General features: G+C 70.2%; 14 protein-coding genes. 8 read left to right on the top strand and 6 right to left on the bottom strand.

The genetic code is table 11. The annotated features are described in order from the left end of the window. The first annotated feature begins 170 nt into the window (after positions 1 to 170). Entirely contained in the window at positions 171 to 614 is a 444-nt protein-coding gene (locus BLT28_RS41115; protein WP_043810068.1) for a hypothetical protein, read from the top strand. A 102-nt stretch (positions 615 to 716) separates the two neighbouring features. On the opposite strand, the gene BLT28_RS33090 is transcribed toward BLT28_RS41115, so the two are convergent. Next, positions 717 to 1,598: a trypsin-like serine peptidase gene (locus tag BLT28_RS33090; RefSeq protein ID WP_052406750.1), complete on the bottom strand. Its 882-nt coding sequence runs from the start codon at positions 1,596 to 1,598 to the stop codon at positions 717 to 719. A 343-nt stretch (positions 1,599 to 1,941) separates the two neighbouring features. On the opposite strand from BLT28_RS33090, the gene BLT28_RS33095 reads away from it, so the two are divergent. Then, positions 1,942 to 3,057 (top strand): hypothetical protein, encoded by a 1,116-nt coding sequence (locus tag BLT28_RS33095; RefSeq protein ID WP_030426735.1) that lies wholly within the window; start codon positions 1,942 to 1,944, stop codon positions 3,055 to 3,057. A 240-nt stretch (positions 3,058 to 3,297) separates the two neighbouring features. Here the strand turns inward: BLT28_RS33095 and BLT28_RS41120 are convergent, their stop codons facing one another. The 3 genes from BLT28_RS41120 to BLT28_RS33110 all read right to left on the bottom strand — a co-directional run bounded on the left by BLT28_RS41120 (position 3,298) and on the right by BLT28_RS33110 (position 7,010). Beyond that, positions 3,298 to 3,717 (bottom strand): SSI family serine proteinase inhibitor, encoded by a 420-nt coding sequence (locus BLT28_RS41120; RefSeq protein WP_063766502.1) that lies wholly within the window; start codon positions 3,715 to 3,717, stop codon positions 3,298 to 3,300. Positions 3,718 to 3,851: 134 nt separating this feature from the next. Further along, positions 3,852 to 4,748 (bottom strand): SGNH/GDSL hydrolase family protein, encoded by an 897-nt coding sequence (locus BLT28_RS33105; RefSeq protein WP_052406749.1) that lies wholly within the window; start codon positions 4,746 to 4,748, stop codon positions 3,852 to 3,854. An 84-nt stretch (positions 4,749 to 4,832) separates the two neighbouring features. Continuing rightward, positions 4,833 to 7,010, bottom strand: coding sequence for a penicillin acylase family protein (locus BLT28_RS33110; RefSeq protein WP_052406748.1), 2,178 nt, complete (start codon positions 7,008 to 7,010; stop codon positions 4,833 to 4,835). A gap of 72 nt (positions 7,011 to 7,082) precedes the next feature. On the opposite strand from BLT28_RS33110, the gene BLT28_RS33115 reads away from it, so the two are divergent. Both BLT28_RS33115 and BLT28_RS33120 read left to right on the top strand, forming a co-directional pair. Next, complete coding sequence (locus BLT28_RS33115) at positions 7,083 to 8,354, top strand: hydroxyacid-oxoacid transhydrogenase (RefSeq protein WP_030426731.1); 1,272 nt, start codon at positions 7,083 to 7,085, stop codon at positions 8,352 to 8,354. A gap of 24 nt (positions 8,355 to 8,378) precedes the next feature. After that, a complete protein-coding gene (locus tag BLT28_RS33120) occupies positions 8,379 to 8,711 on the top strand; it encodes a hypothetical protein (protein WP_156050406.1) in 333 nt (110 codons plus the stop codon). Positions 8,712 to 8,722: 11 nt separating this feature from the next. Here the strand turns inward: BLT28_RS33120 and BLT28_RS33125 are convergent, their stop codons facing one another. Continuing rightward, positions 8,723 to 9,334, bottom strand: a complete 612-nt coding sequence (locus tag BLT28_RS33125) for a fasciclin domain-containing protein (protein ID WP_030426729.1) — start codon at positions 9,332 to 9,334, stop codon at positions 8,723 to 8,725. A gap of 18 nt (positions 9,335 to 9,352) precedes the next feature. Beyond that, positions 9,353 to 10,855: a molybdopterin-dependent oxidoreductase gene (locus tag BLT28_RS33130; protein WP_231950506.1), complete on the bottom strand. Its 1,503-nt coding sequence runs from the start codon at positions 10,853 to 10,855 to the stop codon at positions 9,353 to 9,355. Positions 10,856 to 11,079: 224 nt separating this feature from the next. Between BLT28_RS33130 and sigK the strand changes: the two genes are divergently transcribed. Genes sigK through BLT28_RS33150 form a run of 4 tightly spaced genes read left to right on the top strand, consistent with a single transcriptional unit; the run spans position 11,080 to position 13,201 of the window. Next, entirely contained in the window at positions 11,080 to 11,676 is a 597-nt protein-coding gene (gene sigK, locus BLT28_RS33135) for an ECF RNA polymerase sigma factor SigK (RefSeq protein ID WP_030426727.1), read from the top strand. Beyond that, positions 11,676 to 12,389, top strand: coding sequence for an anti-sigma factor (locus BLT28_RS33140; protein WP_030426726.1), 714 nt, complete (start codon positions 11,676 to 11,678; stop codon positions 12,387 to 12,389). The genes sigK and BLT28_RS33140 overlap by 1 nt, the downstream gene beginning before the upstream one ends. Positions 12,390 to 12,426: 37 nt before the next feature. Further along, complete coding sequence (locus BLT28_RS33145; RefSeq protein ID WP_052406747.1) at positions 12,427 to 12,774, top strand: DUF6191 domain-containing protein; 348 nt, start codon at positions 12,427 to 12,429, stop codon at positions 12,772 to 12,774. Positions 12,775 to 12,784: 10 nt separating this feature from the next. Continuing rightward, positions 12,785 to 13,201, top strand: coding sequence for a hypothetical protein (locus BLT28_RS33150; RefSeq protein WP_030426724.1), 417 nt, complete (start codon positions 12,785 to 12,787; stop codon positions 13,199 to 13,201). Positions 13,202 to 13,239: the final 38 nt, after the last annotated feature.

Below are 13,239 nucleotides of genomic sequence, written 5' to 3' on the forward strand. Positions count from 1 at the left end.
TCGAAAACCTCGAACCAGGCCGTCCGGAATTCCTCGGGCGAGCATTTCCGGACCTGACAGCACGGCGACGGCGGGGCGACGGCCCGGTGAACTACGAGGGGTCGCCGTCGGGGCCGCGAGCAGGGGCGGTAGACATTGCCCTGAACGGTACGCACCGAGGAGGAGCCAGCATGGGCGGCGTGATCATCAGCGAGCCGGAGGACGGCTCCCCAATCGAGGACCTGCCCTGGGTCGTCGTGTTCCAGTCCCTCGACGACGCGTGGGACTCGTTCACCTGCGGGCCGTACGAGCGCGACCACGCCATCGCGCTCGCGGAGGCCGTCGCGGTCGAGGAGGACGACGTGCTGGCCGCGGTCGAACCGCTGCTGCCCGCGTTGGAGCCCGCGGACATCCTCGCCGACATCGCCGAGCTGCGTGAGGCGCACGAGGAAGAGGACGAGGACGAGGACGAAACCGACGAGGCCGAGGAGTCCGAAGAGGACGACGAGGAGTCGGAGGAGTCCGAAGAGGACGGTGACGAGGAGCTGGAGATCACCGACATCGAGGTCCCCGACGCGGACGAGGTCCGCGAGGGCATGGCCCGCGTGGTGAACCGGCTGCTCGCCGACGCCTGAGCACTGACGCCGAAAGGCCCGGCCGGAGCACCGGCCGGGCCTTTCCGCGTTCACGACCACCGTCGGCGGAGGGGTGTCTTCACGACCGCCCCGCCCGAGGTGTCAGGCGCCGGCCTGCTGGTAGAGCTGCTTGGCCTTGGCGTCGAACAGGGTGCCGTAGGTGACCGTGCGCCGGTCGGAGCGGCTGTTGACCGCCCACACCTTGTCCTGCGCGTTCAGCCACGCGCCACCGCTCTGGCCGCCGATGCCGTTGCAGGCGATCTTCGCGTCGAAGACCTGCACCGTCGCGGCGATCCCGCTGCAGGTGTACATCTCCTGGCCGGTGTAGGGCGACTCGGCCGGGTAGCCGTACATGTCGGTGTTCTGGTTCTTCTTGTCCTCGAACACCACGCCCTTGGCGCCGACGGTGTCGGTGAGCGTCTTGCCGCCCTGCGACTCCACGGTGAAGGCCGCGTAGTCGAGCGAGAAGTCGCGGCCACCGCCGGAGATCCAGCCCTGCGGGATGAAGGTCTTCTTCGCCGGCCAGGTGCCGTAGGGCTTCTGGTTGTTGAGGAAGGCGGGCAGGAACGTCACGTTCTGCGCGGCCACGCCGCCGTAGTGCACGCAGTGCGCCGCGGTCCACACGAGGTTCTTGTTGGCGGCCTCGACCGAGGTCGCCGAGCAGCTGGAGTTGCGGCCGCCGGTGGTGAACAGCAGTCGGCCCATGCTGCGCAGCTTGTCCGTGGTGTAGGGGCCGGGCACCTTCTGGATCAGCGCCCGCTCACCGGCCTCCGGCGCGGCGGGCGCGCCGTCCGGGGTGGGCATCGGCATGGGGTTGGCCAGTGCGTCGGCGATGCGCTCCGGCGTCCAGTACGCGTCGACCTCGGAGCTCGGCGCCTGGGCCCGCTCCACCACGTCGGGGCTCGGCGCGGCCTGGCCGGCCGGGGCGAGCGCGAACACCGCGGCGGAGGCACCGAGGACAGCGAACAACCGATTCAGCTTCATGATCTCACCTTTTGCTCATGTGCAGGGGCATGAGAAATACCACGGTAGGAGCCGGTGTCCTGGCTAACCACGGCCGTTCGACGGGAATTGCACAAACAATTAACTGATGAAGTGGGTCCAGATGTTTTATGTTTTAAACTGAATAGGGGTGGGAGGGGCTCGCGAGCGCCCACGCGGGTCACCGAAGACACCCGTTCGGTCCAGTGCGGAAGTCGGACGTCGACCCTACTTACGACTTCGGGACCCGGAAGTGCCTGGTCACGGACCTTGCCGGCGGTGGAATGCCCAGACTTGTGAATGCTTTGTATCCAGCGTATGTCGCGCCCGAGGATGGTTCCGCGGCATGAGGATCAGATTGCGCGCGGCCGCGGTGCTGGCGACCGCTGTCGTGTTCACCGGCTTCGGCAGCGCCTCGGCGGCAGCGCCGGGGTGGACCGTCACCGCGACCCCCAAGCTCACGCCGGGCTACGTGCTCAACGGCGGCTCGATGCTCAGCGCGAACTCCGGCTGGGCGGTCGGGTACCACCTCGACGGCATGTGGGCGGGCACCGTCGCGCTGCGCTGGGACGGCAAGAGCTGGCAGCGCACCCCGACGCCGAAGGGGCTCACGCTGAGCGCCGTCGCCGCCACGGGGGACAAGAGCGCGCTCGCGGTCGGGCTGAAGTCGGACAAGGCGAGCCTGGCCGCCCGCTGGGACGGCGCCAAGTGGGTCGAGCTGCCCTCGCCGACGCCGGGCGGGCTGCCCGCGGGCGCCGACCCGGAGCTGAGCTCGATCTCCGTGCTGTCGGAGAACGACGCCTGGGCCGCGGGCTGCGCGCAGACCGACGACTTCACCGCCGGGGCGCCGTTGCTCAACCGGTGGAACGGCAAGGCGTGGAGCGCTGTGGCGGTGCCCAAGCCCGCCAACGCGAACTTCGCCTGCTTGCGCAGTGTCGCCGCGCGCAGCGCCACCGAGGCGTGGGCGGTCGGCTACGCGGGCACCAGCGCCGGGGTCCGGCCCCTCGCGCTGCGCTGGGACGGTGCGAAGTGGGCCGAGGTGGCCGTCGCGGCGACAGGCGCGCCCGAGGCGAAGTTCACCAAGGTGGTGCTCAGCGGCAAGGACGTGTGGGCGGTCGGCTTCGTCGACCCGGAGGGCGGCAACCCGCTCGCCCTCGCCCCGCACGTGCAGCGGTGGGACGGCGCGAAGTGGTCGGTCGTGCCCGTTCCCGCCAAGCAGGGCCTGCTCTACGGCGCCGCCGCGGACGGCAAGGGCGGGGTCTACGCGTCGGGGTACACCTCCAGCGCGGCGCCGCTGGCGTTGAAGTGGAACGGTTCCGCGTGGGCCGAGGTGAAGGCCGGGCTGCCCGCGCACGCGCTGCTGATGGGCGTGGCGGCGGTGCCGGGAACGACGAAGGTCTGGGCCTTCGGCGACGACGCGGGGGACCCCCAGCAGGGACTGGCCGCCCACCTCGGCGGCTGAGCAGCGGCGGTTCTCTCAGCTGATCCACAGGAAATACGGATGAGTAGCTCAGCTGTGAATGTTGTTCTGAAGTAGCGGGGCGCCCGGGACCACCGGGCGCCCCGACCAGTTTCCGGCCCAGGACGCGCGAAAGGGAGCGAATCCCTTTCCGGCGGACGCGTGGTGGGTGCGGCACGCGACGCCGAAGCGGGATCTCGCTCCCTTTCGTGAGCTACAGCGGGGACGTAGGGACGGGTGGGATCAGAAGCGGTAGACGGCGCCGGTCGAAGCGGCCAGCACGCACGGGTTGGCGTAGGTCGCCTTGTGCGTCACGGGCTTGCCGCGCCAGGTGCCGGTCGCGGTGACCTCGAACGGGTCGTACTCCATGGTGCAGGCCGCGCGGCGGCCGCTCGGGTTGAGCTTGGCGAAGTCGCCCTGGGCCAGCTGCAGGTCACGGCAGGCGTCGGCGGTCTTCGGGTGGGTGCTCACCGCGGGGAGGCTGCAGTTCAGCAGCGCGACCTTCGGGGCCTCGGAGGTGATGCCGTCGTGGGTGACGGTCAGCGTCAGCGCCGAGGGTGCGACGAGCTCGACCGGGGCGGGGGTGGCCGACGCGGTCGTGACGGAAGCGAGGAGCGCGGCGCCGGAAAGGGCAGCGCAGGACAACAGACGAAGTGCTCGCATAGGTGACTGATTTACCGGCAAGTGCTGCCCATAAGGCGGATACCCCCGGGTATTTACCGGATCGAGCGACACCCGACCGGGCCGGTTGCGGAGCGCACACGGTCCAGGTTGGGAGAAGATAGATCGTTTTGGGGTCAGCTCGAAATGCTGGTCAGGGCTTTCCCCACCAGAGCGGCCACGGCGGTCATTCCCGCGGCGTTGGGGTGGACCGGCGCGGCGGGCGCGGTCGGGACGAGTCCCTCCACCCATTTCGTCCCCGGCAGCTGGCAGACGTCGCGGCCGATGCTGGGGGCATAGGTGTCGACGTAACCGACCCCGGCCGAGGTTGCCTGGGCCGCCAACATTCCGTTCAGCCGCTGCTGCAGCCCGTCCAGGTAGGCCACGTCGCCGCGGGCGATGGGGACCAGCGGCCAGCAGCCGTTCACCGGGGGCAGCAGCCGCAGGTAGCCGACCACCAGCACCTTCGCCTTGGGCGCCTTCTGCTTGATCGTGGCCAGCAGCGCGCCCATCCTCGGCGCGGTCTGCTCGATCCGCTGCACCAGCTTGTCGGTGCCGCCGACGGTGTGCTCGTCCTTGCAGGGGTGGCCGAACGGGTCGCGGACGCTGGCCAGCGCGCAGGTGGCGAGCACCGGCACGAAGCCGACGTCGTTGCCGCTGACGCTGACCGTCACCAGGTCCGTGTCCGGCGTGAGCGAGCCCAGCTGGGGCGGGTTCTCGCCGAGCAGCACCTTCTGCGGGGCGGTCATGTCGTCGATGACCGCGCCGCTGCAGCTGACGTCGGCGAACTTGGCCGGTGCGAGCTGCTTCGCCAGCAGTGACGGGTAGTTGCGGTCGGAGCGCAGGCACCCGATCGGATCCATCCGCTGCCCCGGGATGAACGGCCCGGCGGTGAAGGAGTCGCCGAGCGCCACGTACTTCTGGAACGCCCCGGCCGCCCCGGCCGCCCCGGCGGGCACCGGGGCGGCGAGAGCGGTCGTGGTCGTGGCGATGAGGAGGACGAACACGCGGCGGAGCAGGGCAGACACGGCCATGGGGTCCTCGTAACCTGGGTTGAACAGGGGTTACTTCGGATCGTCACCGCTCGTGTACTCCCGGTCAATAGCGTGATCGAGTGGTCAGCCGCGGCAGAGCCTGCCGGGCAGCCACCGCTTGGCCGCGAACAGTTCGGTCTGGTCGGCGAAGTGCGGTGACGCGGGGTCGCTGGACTGCGAGTTCGCCAGGATCGTCCGCGCCTCGGGGCAGGCGTTCCCGGTGAACCGCACGGCGAACAGGAAGCTGGTGCCGCCGACCGCCCGGCCCTGGCTGGTCTCGATGAGGTTGTAGACGCCGAGCGCGTTGGCCCCGCCGTGCACCGGGATTCGCTTTCCCCTGCCGTCCAAGGCGAACTGGTGATCGCGAAGGGGCGCGTCGGGTGCGTGGCCGAGTTCGTTCACGGCCTTGGTGAACGCGGCGCGCACGCGCGGGTCGTCGATGTCCAGTGATCGCGGGGTGCGCACCGGATCGGCGGGGTTGAACGGGACCAGCCAAGGGATGTCGCCGATCTGCTGCCAGAACTTGTCGAACAGGAGCGCGCCGCGGCTGTCGAGGTCGTTGCGGCGGTCCCACTTCGCCAGCGCGTCACAGGCGTTCTTGTGCTGTGGCATGGACTTGCACATCCGCAGCACGTCGTCACCGGCCAGCTCGCCCATGAAGGAACGGTTGGACAGCACCATCTCCTGTGCGTCGCGCAGGCTCGTGATGCGCTCCTGCAGCCCGAACCGGGTGCGCGGCGAGCGCGCGGTGCCTTCGGTGCCGAAGACGCGGGGGAACCCGGTGAGCGGCTGTGCGGCACTGGTCAGCCAGTGTGAGTCGTTGGAGTTCGACAGCTGGTCCCTGCTTATCAGGTTCGGCATGCGGTGCGCGCCGAATGTGCCTGGCACAAGGGAATCCCGGTCGGTGCCCGGGGCGCAGTCCGCGCGGGAGCCGTCCAGCACGGGCAGTCCGGCGCGGTCGAACAGCTCCCGTCCCTTGGCGGTGTTGCAGCGGCGGGCGTGGGCGTCGGTGATGTGCGGGACCGCCTGTACGTTGGCGAACAGCCCCTCGCCGTGGCGGTCGCTCGCCAGCACGTTCGCGTAGGACATCCCGCCCTCGCGGAGGAGCGCGTTCCGCACGCCCTCAACGGAGTCCGCCTCGGGGAACTTCACGATGGAGTTGGGGCCGCGCAAGGAGTTCGCGTTCGCGTCGATCAGGACGAAGGCGCGCTCCGCGGTCCAGTCGAGGCGTTCGGACGCGCGGTTGCCGAGCCACGGGCTGACGACCATCGAGTTGATGACCGGGCCGAAGCGGGTGGACCAGAGGGACCGGGTCTCCGGCTTGCCGCCGCGCACGTCGACGGTGATCTTGTGCTCGGTCATCCGCTCGACCCGACCGTCCACTGTGTACGCGGTCGGATCGCCGGGCACGAGCTTCACCTCGGCCAGCGAGTAGCTCAACGAGGTTGCGATGGTCGCGGTCCAAGCGGTTCTGCGCGTGTACCCCGCAACGGTCTCGGGCGTGCCCAGGAGGTGTGCGCCGTCCACGTCGAGCTTCCCCGGGATCGTCAGCCGCGCCTGCCAGAAGGAGGCGATGCCGCGCCAGGGCACATGGGGATTGCCCAAGAACACCTTCCCCGCGGCGATCGCGTTGCTACCACGGGAGATCGGCGGAGTGTAGGGAGTCGGAGGAGCCTGTGGGCGACTGGGCGGTGTCGCCGTGACGATGCCGCCGAGCGCGCGCACCGCGCCGTCCTGGGCACTGACGTACTTGAGGCGGTGGACGTCCATCTCGGTGATCGGCGCGAGCCACTTGGCGCCACGGCAGGAAGGCGCCGCGGAGCTGTTCACTGTGCTGATGCTCGACCCTGCAAGCAGGTCTTCGGTGAGATAGCGGTTGTAGCCCTCGGCGTACCCGCGCGTCAGGGCGCGGACGTCGTCGGAGGGGCCCACCGGCGCGGGCTGCGCCACGATCCGCTCGACGACGCGGCGGTCGATGAGGTCACGGGTGTACACGTCGGAGGCGACGTTGCCCTGCGGAGGTGTGCCCGCCGTCCGTTCCTCGCCGAAGTGCTTGGCCAGCTCTCCCCCGGCGGACAAGAAGATCTGGCCGAGCGCGCAGAGGTGGTCGCGCGCCTGGGCGTAGCCGATGCCGCGGCCGAGGCCCGCGTGGTCGCTCGCGACGATGTGCGGGACGCCTTGCCCGGTTTCGTGCTCGACCGGTGGGGCGACTGCCGAGGTCATGGCGACGGTCGGGGCCAGCAGCCAGTGGAGCGTGTTCATGCCTCGATCCTCGGACCGCTCGGGCGCCGCGACATCAACCGACCGGTGGAACGGCGTGAGTAGGGTGGTCGTGTGGTTACGGAGAGCGTGTTCACGTGGGGTGCTCCGCCGCTGAAGTTCGGGGCCGGGGCCGCCGAGGAGATCGGGTTCGAGCTGAAGCAGCTGGGCGTGCGGTCCGCGCTCGTGGTCACCGACGCCGGGGTCGCCGCCACGGGCTTCCCCGCGCGGGTGGCCGCCGCGGTCGAGGCTGCCGGAGTGCGGGTCGCGGTCTACGACGGAGTGCGGGTCGAGCCGACCGATGTGAGCTTCGAAGCGGCGGTTTCCTTTGCCGCGCAAGAGGACTGGCAGGCTTTCGTCGCTGTCGGCGGGGGATCGGCGATCGACACCGCCAAGGCGATGAACCTGATGACCAGCCACCCCGGCGACGTGCTCGACTACGTGAACAAGCCGATCGGCAAGGGGATGGCGCCACCCGGGCCGCTCAAGCCGCTGATCGCGGTGCCGACCACGGCGGGCACCGGCGCGGAGAGCACCCCCGTGTGCGTGCTCGACCTGCTGAGCCTGCACGTGAAGGCCGGGATCAGTCATCCGCGGCTGCGCCCCACGCTCGCCGTGGTCGACCCGCTGGCGACGCTGAGCATGCCGCCCGAGGTCACCGCGGCATCGGGGATGGACGTGCTCTGCCACGCGCTGGAGTCCTACACCGCGCGGCCGTACGACACGTTCGCCAGGAAGAAGCCGGAGGAGCGGGTGCCCTACTGCGGCTCGAACCCCATTTCCGACACCTGGACAGAGAAGACGCTCGTGTTGCTGAGCAAGGCTTTTCGGCGCGCGGTGCTCAACGGCAACGATCTCAGGGCGCGCACCGACATGATGCTCGCGGCGACCATGGCGGGAATGGGCTTCGGCAACGCGGGTGTGCACATCCCGCACGCGTGCGCCTATCCGATCGCCGGACGGGTGCGTGACTACCGGCCAGTCGGGTACCCGCAGGACGAGCCGATGGTGCCGCACGGGCAGTCGGTGTCGCTGACCGCGCCCGCCGCTTTCAGGTTCACCTTTCCCACTGATCCAGAGCGGCACGTGCACGCGGCGCGGCTGCTGGACGCGGCGACCGCCGACGCGGAGCCGAACCCGCGGGAGAAGCTGCCCGCGGTGCTCACCGCCCTCATGCGCGACATCGGAATCCCCAACGGGATCGGCGCGGTGGGCTACTCGGAGACGGACATCCCTGCGCTGGTCGACGGCACGCTCAAGCAGCAACGGCTGCTCAACGTGGCTCCGCGCCAGGTGACCGGGGACGATATCTGTGAAATCTTCCGCGAGTCGCTGAGCAACTGGTGAGCAGGTCGCGCCCGTCTACCCCACATGAGAACAACACGGTTGCTCATCGGCGCGATGGTCCTCGTCCTCAGCGGCTGCGGGGCGAACGCGCAGCCCAGCGAGCCTTCGCCGCCGTCGTCGTCACAGGAGAAGCCGCCCGCGGTGACCGTCGAGAAAGGACGGACCGGCGAGATCGCGGTGAAGGTCGGTGACGTGATCTCGGTGCCGCCGGGCGAAGGCGCGCCCCTGGTGAAGGACCCGCACGTCCGGCTGCACCTGCAGACCGAGAAGGAGTGGCAGTACCGCGCGTCCTCGCCGGGCAGGACGAAGATTCCCACCAACGGCGAGGGCGCGTCGGTCACTGTTGTCATCAGCTAGGCAGCCATCGGTCAGCTGGGCATCAGCACGGTGTCGATGATGTAGACGGTCGCGTTGGCCGTCTGCACGTTGCCGCAGATGACGCTCGCGTCGTTGACCTTGAAGGAGGTCCCGGAACCCGAGGTCTTCACCATGCCCTTCTGCAGCGTCTCGAAGTTGCCGGACGCCAGGTCGGCGGTGGTGAGCCGCTTCGGGACCACGTGGTAGGTCAGGACCTTGGTGAGGGTCGCGTTGTCGGCGAGCACCTTGTCCAGGTCCGCCTTGGGGATCTTGGCGAAGGCCGGGTCGGCGGGCGCGAACACGGTGATGTCCTTCGCGGTGTTCAGCGTGTCGACCAGGCCCGCCTTCTTCACCGCGGTGACCAAAGTGGACAGTGCGGGGTTGTTGCTCGCCGCCGTGGCCACCGGGTCCTTGGCCATGCCCGCGAAGCTGCCGGGCCCGTCCTTGGGCACCGACGAGCAGGCCGAGCCGAACTCGCCCGAGGTCATCGCGGGCGAGGAGGTGGTCATCGGCGCCGGGGCAGGGGACTGTGCCGCCGGGGTGTCGGTCCCGTCCGAACAGGCGGTCAGGCCCAGAGCCGAGACGGCGACGGCGGCGAGCATGGCGGTGCGCTTGAACTGCATGATCGGTTCTCTCCTTCATCAGGTGACCGTGACCGCGACGGAGTGCCATCCGGTGGCACCACGGGGAAACGGCCTGGTTCGTTCTTCGGGTTGCCAGTCCCCGCGACCGTCGGCCGCGCGGACCTCGAAGCGGTGCAAGCCCTTGTCGAGCTGGACCGTGGCGCGCCACTGGCGCCAGGTGTCCGGGCTGACCTCGGTGCTGATCTGGGCGGGACGCCATTCCCCGCCGTCGATCCGGAACTGCACGGCGCTGATGCCGCGGTGCTGCGCCCACGCGACTCCGGCCACTGTCACCGGGCCCGCGGGGACCTGCGCGAACGGCTTGGGCACGTCGATCCGCGATGCGGTGAGCACCGTCCCGATCGGGTCCCAGCCGCGTTCCGTCCAGTACGCGTCGTACTTGTCGAACGTGGTGAGTTCGAGATCGACCAACCACTTGGTGGCCGAGGTGTAGCCGTAGAGCCCCGGAACGAGCTGACGGACCGGGAAACCGTTGGCGGGCAAGAGGGGCTCGCCGTTCATGCCGATCGCGAGCAGTGCTTCGCGGCCGTCCATCACCACGTCGAGGGGGGTGCCGATGGTCATCCCGGCGTGGTCGGTGCCGACGAGCTGGTCGGCTCCCGCCCGCACCCCGGCCTCGCGGAGCAGTTGGGCCAGCGGGAAGCCGAGCCACCTCGCGGTGCTCGTGTACGGTCCGCCGACCTCGTTGGAGACGCAGCACAGTGTGATGTCGCGCTCGATGAGCGGCTTCGCCATGAGGTCGGCGAAGCTCAGCTCGACCGGCCGGTCCACCATCCCGTGAATCCGCAGCCGCCATTCCTCGGCGGTCAGCTCAGGAATCACCAGGGCGGTGTCGACCCGGTAAAAATCCCGGTTGGGGGTTTCGAACGAGGTGAGGCCTGGAATGGCGAAATCGTGCCCTGACGGACGGGCCGCCGCCGGGCTCACGGGTGCGGGCAGTCGAATGGCGGAACGGGATTGTGCGATATCGGCGGAACGCTGCTGGAGAATTCTGCCGACCGTACCGCCGAGCACGGCGTAGGCCGCCGTCCCGAGCCCGGTGACCAGGAACGTCCTGCGGCCCGGACCGTCGGCGGCCGGGCGCCTGGTGAGCAGCAGGTGCAGCGCTGCCGCTCCGGCGAGGATCGCGGCGAGCGAGGGCAGGGCGTCCAGCGGCGACCCGTCGGGCCTGCTCACCGCCGCGAGCGCGCCGATCGCACCGATCAGGCCGATCATCACCGCGCCGGCCGCGAACCGGCGTGCGGCGACGACACCGGCGACCGCGGCGAAGACCACCAGCACGACCAGGATTCCGCCGAGCAGGACCGGCTTGTCGTAGTCGCCGAAAGTGCTGATCGCGAAATCCTTCAGCCACACCGGTGCGAGATCGATCGCCGCACCGCCCACGGAGGTGATCGGTGACGAGTTCGGGCCCGTCGCCGCGGCGACGAGTTCTGCTGTTCCGAGTGCCGCACCGGCGGAAAGGACGCCGATGAGGGCTGCCCCTCTCTCGCTGTTCACGTGGGGCATTCGCGGCTGTTCCGGGAACGGATGGGTCTGGTTTTGCGGCTCACTCGAATGGTGGAGCCCATGCTTCTTTTCGCTCATGAAGGGAACGTACGCACACGCGCGCGCGGATTTCCTTACCGATCCGTGAAATCTCGAGTAGCGTCCAGGGACCAATCCGGCCCGGCTCCGGCTCCGAAGGACGGGAGTGGACGGCGGCCTGGTCGAAAGGGGTGGTCATGCGTGACCGAGCGCGAGCAGTGAGTCAGCTGCACGATCCTGGCGGTGTCGCGGCACCGACGCCGGAGGACCTGGTGCAGCGGGTGGCTCGGGGAGACGAGGCCGCGTTCGGCCAGCTCTACGAGGTCCTGGCGGGGCCGATCTACGGCGTCGTGCTGCGCGTCCTGCGGGACCAGGCGCAGTCCGAGGAGGTCGCCCAGGAGGTGCTGGTGGAGTTGTGGCGCACCGCGACGCGCTACGCGCCGGACAAGGGGTCCGTGCTGACCTGGGCGCTGACCGTGGCACACCGGCGCGCGGTCGACCGCGTGCGCTCCGCGCAGTCCAGCGCCGACCGCGAGGACAGGGCGGGACGACTGGGAGCCGAGCGCCCCTTCGACGAGGTCGCCGAACAGGTCACCGCCCGGTTGGAGCGCGAGCAGGTGCGCGTCTGCTTGAAGGCGCTGACCGATCTGCAACGCGAGGCCGTGCTGCTCGCCTACTACCGGGGCTACACCTACCGCGAGGTCGCCGAACTGCTCGGCTCCCCGTTGGGGACGATCAAGACTCGGTTGCGGGACGGGTTGATCCGGCTGCGCGACTGCCTGGGGGTGGCGTGATGAACCCTGACGTGCACACGCTGACCGGCGCTTACGCCATGAACGCCCTCGATGAGGACGAGCGCCGCGAGTTCGAGCGGCACATGGCCGTGTGCCCGGACTGCGAGCGGGAGACCAGAGAACTGGAGCGCACCGCCGCCCACCTCGGGCTGGCCGCCGCGACCGCGCCGCCGCCCGGCCTGCGCGCCAAGGTGCTCGCCGAGGTGGCCAGGACGCGGCAGCAGTCCCCGCTCGCGCCGCCGCCGGCCGCGCTGCCCCGCGCGCGGACGTGGGCGATGCCCGTCGTCTCGTTGCTGGCCGCGGCCAGCGTGCTCGCCGCCGTGGTGTTCGGGATCGGCGTGCTCACCGCGAACCAGGAGCTGACCCGTGAACGCGCGCTGATGGAGCAGGTGACGGCCATCGTCAGCGCCCCCGACGCCCGCACGGAGGTCGCCGGGAACGGCAAGGTGGTCTCGTCCAAGCTGCTGGGCAAGGCCGTGTTGCTGGCCGGTGACCAGGTCCCGGCTCCCCGGGCGGGCAACGACCTGCAGGCGTGGGCGATCTCCGATGCCGGTGCCGTCTCGCTCGGCCTCATGGCGCGGACGCACTCCGGCAAGCACGAGCCGATGGTGTTCCCGACCGCGGGGGTGAGCAAGATCGGGGTGACGCTGGAGCCCGCGGGCGGGTCCGCGCGGCCGACCAGCGCGCCGGTGCTGCTCGTCCCGGTGGCCTGATCAGGAACCTTCGCGTGGTTCGGGTCGTTGCCCCGGCGTGGAGGTGTTGTTCGCGCTGACCCTGCCGGGGCTCGCCGTGCTGCTGGTCGTGCTCGCCGCGCTGGAGCGGTTCGGCCTGTGGGCGCGCAGGCGCAGCCTCCTGCCGTGGCGGACGCGGTCCACGGAGGCGCCCAGCTTCGCCGAAGTGGGCTTCGAGGAGTTCGGTGCCGCCTTCGACTCCGGGCAGCGGCACAAGATCGACGAGCGGAACAGCCAGTCGATGATGCGCGACGACGCCGACGACGGGGCCCCGCCGCACAGCACGGTGGACCTGGACGCAGGAGTGGCCGTGCTCCGGAGGGAACCACCCGATCGTGAGGCGACGGAGCGGGGGCCCGAGCGCTAGCTTCGGCGGGGTGTCAAGGCTTCTCGCGCCGCTGGGCGCCGTTCTCCTGCTGCCCGTGCTCGCCGGTCCCGCGCACGCCGCGCCCACCGCCTCGATCACGCCGGTCTGCGACGCCGCGACCTGGAGCGTGAGCTACACCGCCACCAGCTCCGGGCACGGCAAGCGGGCCGCGGTCGAGGTCCGCATCGATCAGTCCATTGTGGAGGAATGGGCCGATCACGGGCTCGGCGCCGCGGCCATGGGCACGCCGCGCCGCGAGCGCGCGAACGGCACCGGCACGTGGACCGAGCGGGCCCGGCTCGTCAAGGGCACCGGCGCGCCGGACGAACCGCGCCCGTACAAGCGCACCTACACCCTCGATCTCACCGTCACCGAGAACGGCGTCCGGACCACGGCGTCCGGCTCCTGCTCGCTCTCCCTGAGCTAGCCGGTCCGATCAGCGGGCAGGACGGATCAGGCCGCTCT

The organism is Allokutzneria albata (genome assembly GCF_900103775.1).
In the GTDB taxonomy this organism is placed as follows: Bacteria; Actinomycetota; Actinomycetes; order Mycobacteriales; family Pseudonocardiaceae; genus Allokutzneria; species Allokutzneria albata.

Bases quoted from the DNA above. Each gene is read 5' to 3' on its own strand.
- BLT28_RS33120 (WP_156050406.1), top strand. From the start codon at position 8,379: ATGAGAACAACACGGTTGCTCATCGGCGCGATGGTCCTCGTCCTCAGC.
- BLT28_RS41115 (WP_043810068.1), top strand. From the start codon at position 171: ATGGGCGGCGTGATCATCAGCGAGCCGGAGGACGGCTCCCCAATCGAG.
- BLT28_RS33140 (WP_030426726.1), top strand. From the start codon at position 11,676: ATGAACCCTGACGTGCACACGCTGACCGGCGCTTACGCCATGAACGCC.
- BLT28_RS41120 (WP_063766502.1), bottom strand. From the start codon at position 3,717: ATGCGAGCACTTCGTCTGTTGTCCTGCGCTGCCCTTTCCGGCGCCGCG.
- sigK (WP_030426727.1), top strand. From the start codon at position 11,080: ATGCGTGACCGAGCGCGAGCAGTGAGTCAGCTGCACGATCCTGGCGGT.
- BLT28_RS33105 (WP_052406749.1), bottom strand. From the start codon at position 4,748: ATGGCCGTGTCTGCCCTGCTCCGCCGCGTGTTCGTCCTCCTCATCGCC.
- BLT28_RS33095 (WP_030426735.1), top strand. From the start codon at position 1,942: ATGAGGATCAGATTGCGCGCGGCCGCGGTGCTGGCGACCGCTGTCGTG.
- BLT28_RS33125 (WP_030426729.1), bottom strand. From the start codon at position 9,334: ATGCAGTTCAAGCGCACCGCCATGCTCGCCGCCGTCGCCGTCTCGGCT.
- BLT28_RS33090 (WP_052406750.1), bottom strand. From the start codon at position 1,598: ATGAAGCTGAATCGGTTGTTCGCTGTCCTCGGTGCCTCCGCCGCGGTG.
- BLT28_RS33110 (WP_052406748.1), bottom strand. From the start codon at position 7,010: ATGAACACGCTCCACTGGCTGCTGGCCCCGACCGTCGCCATGACCTCG.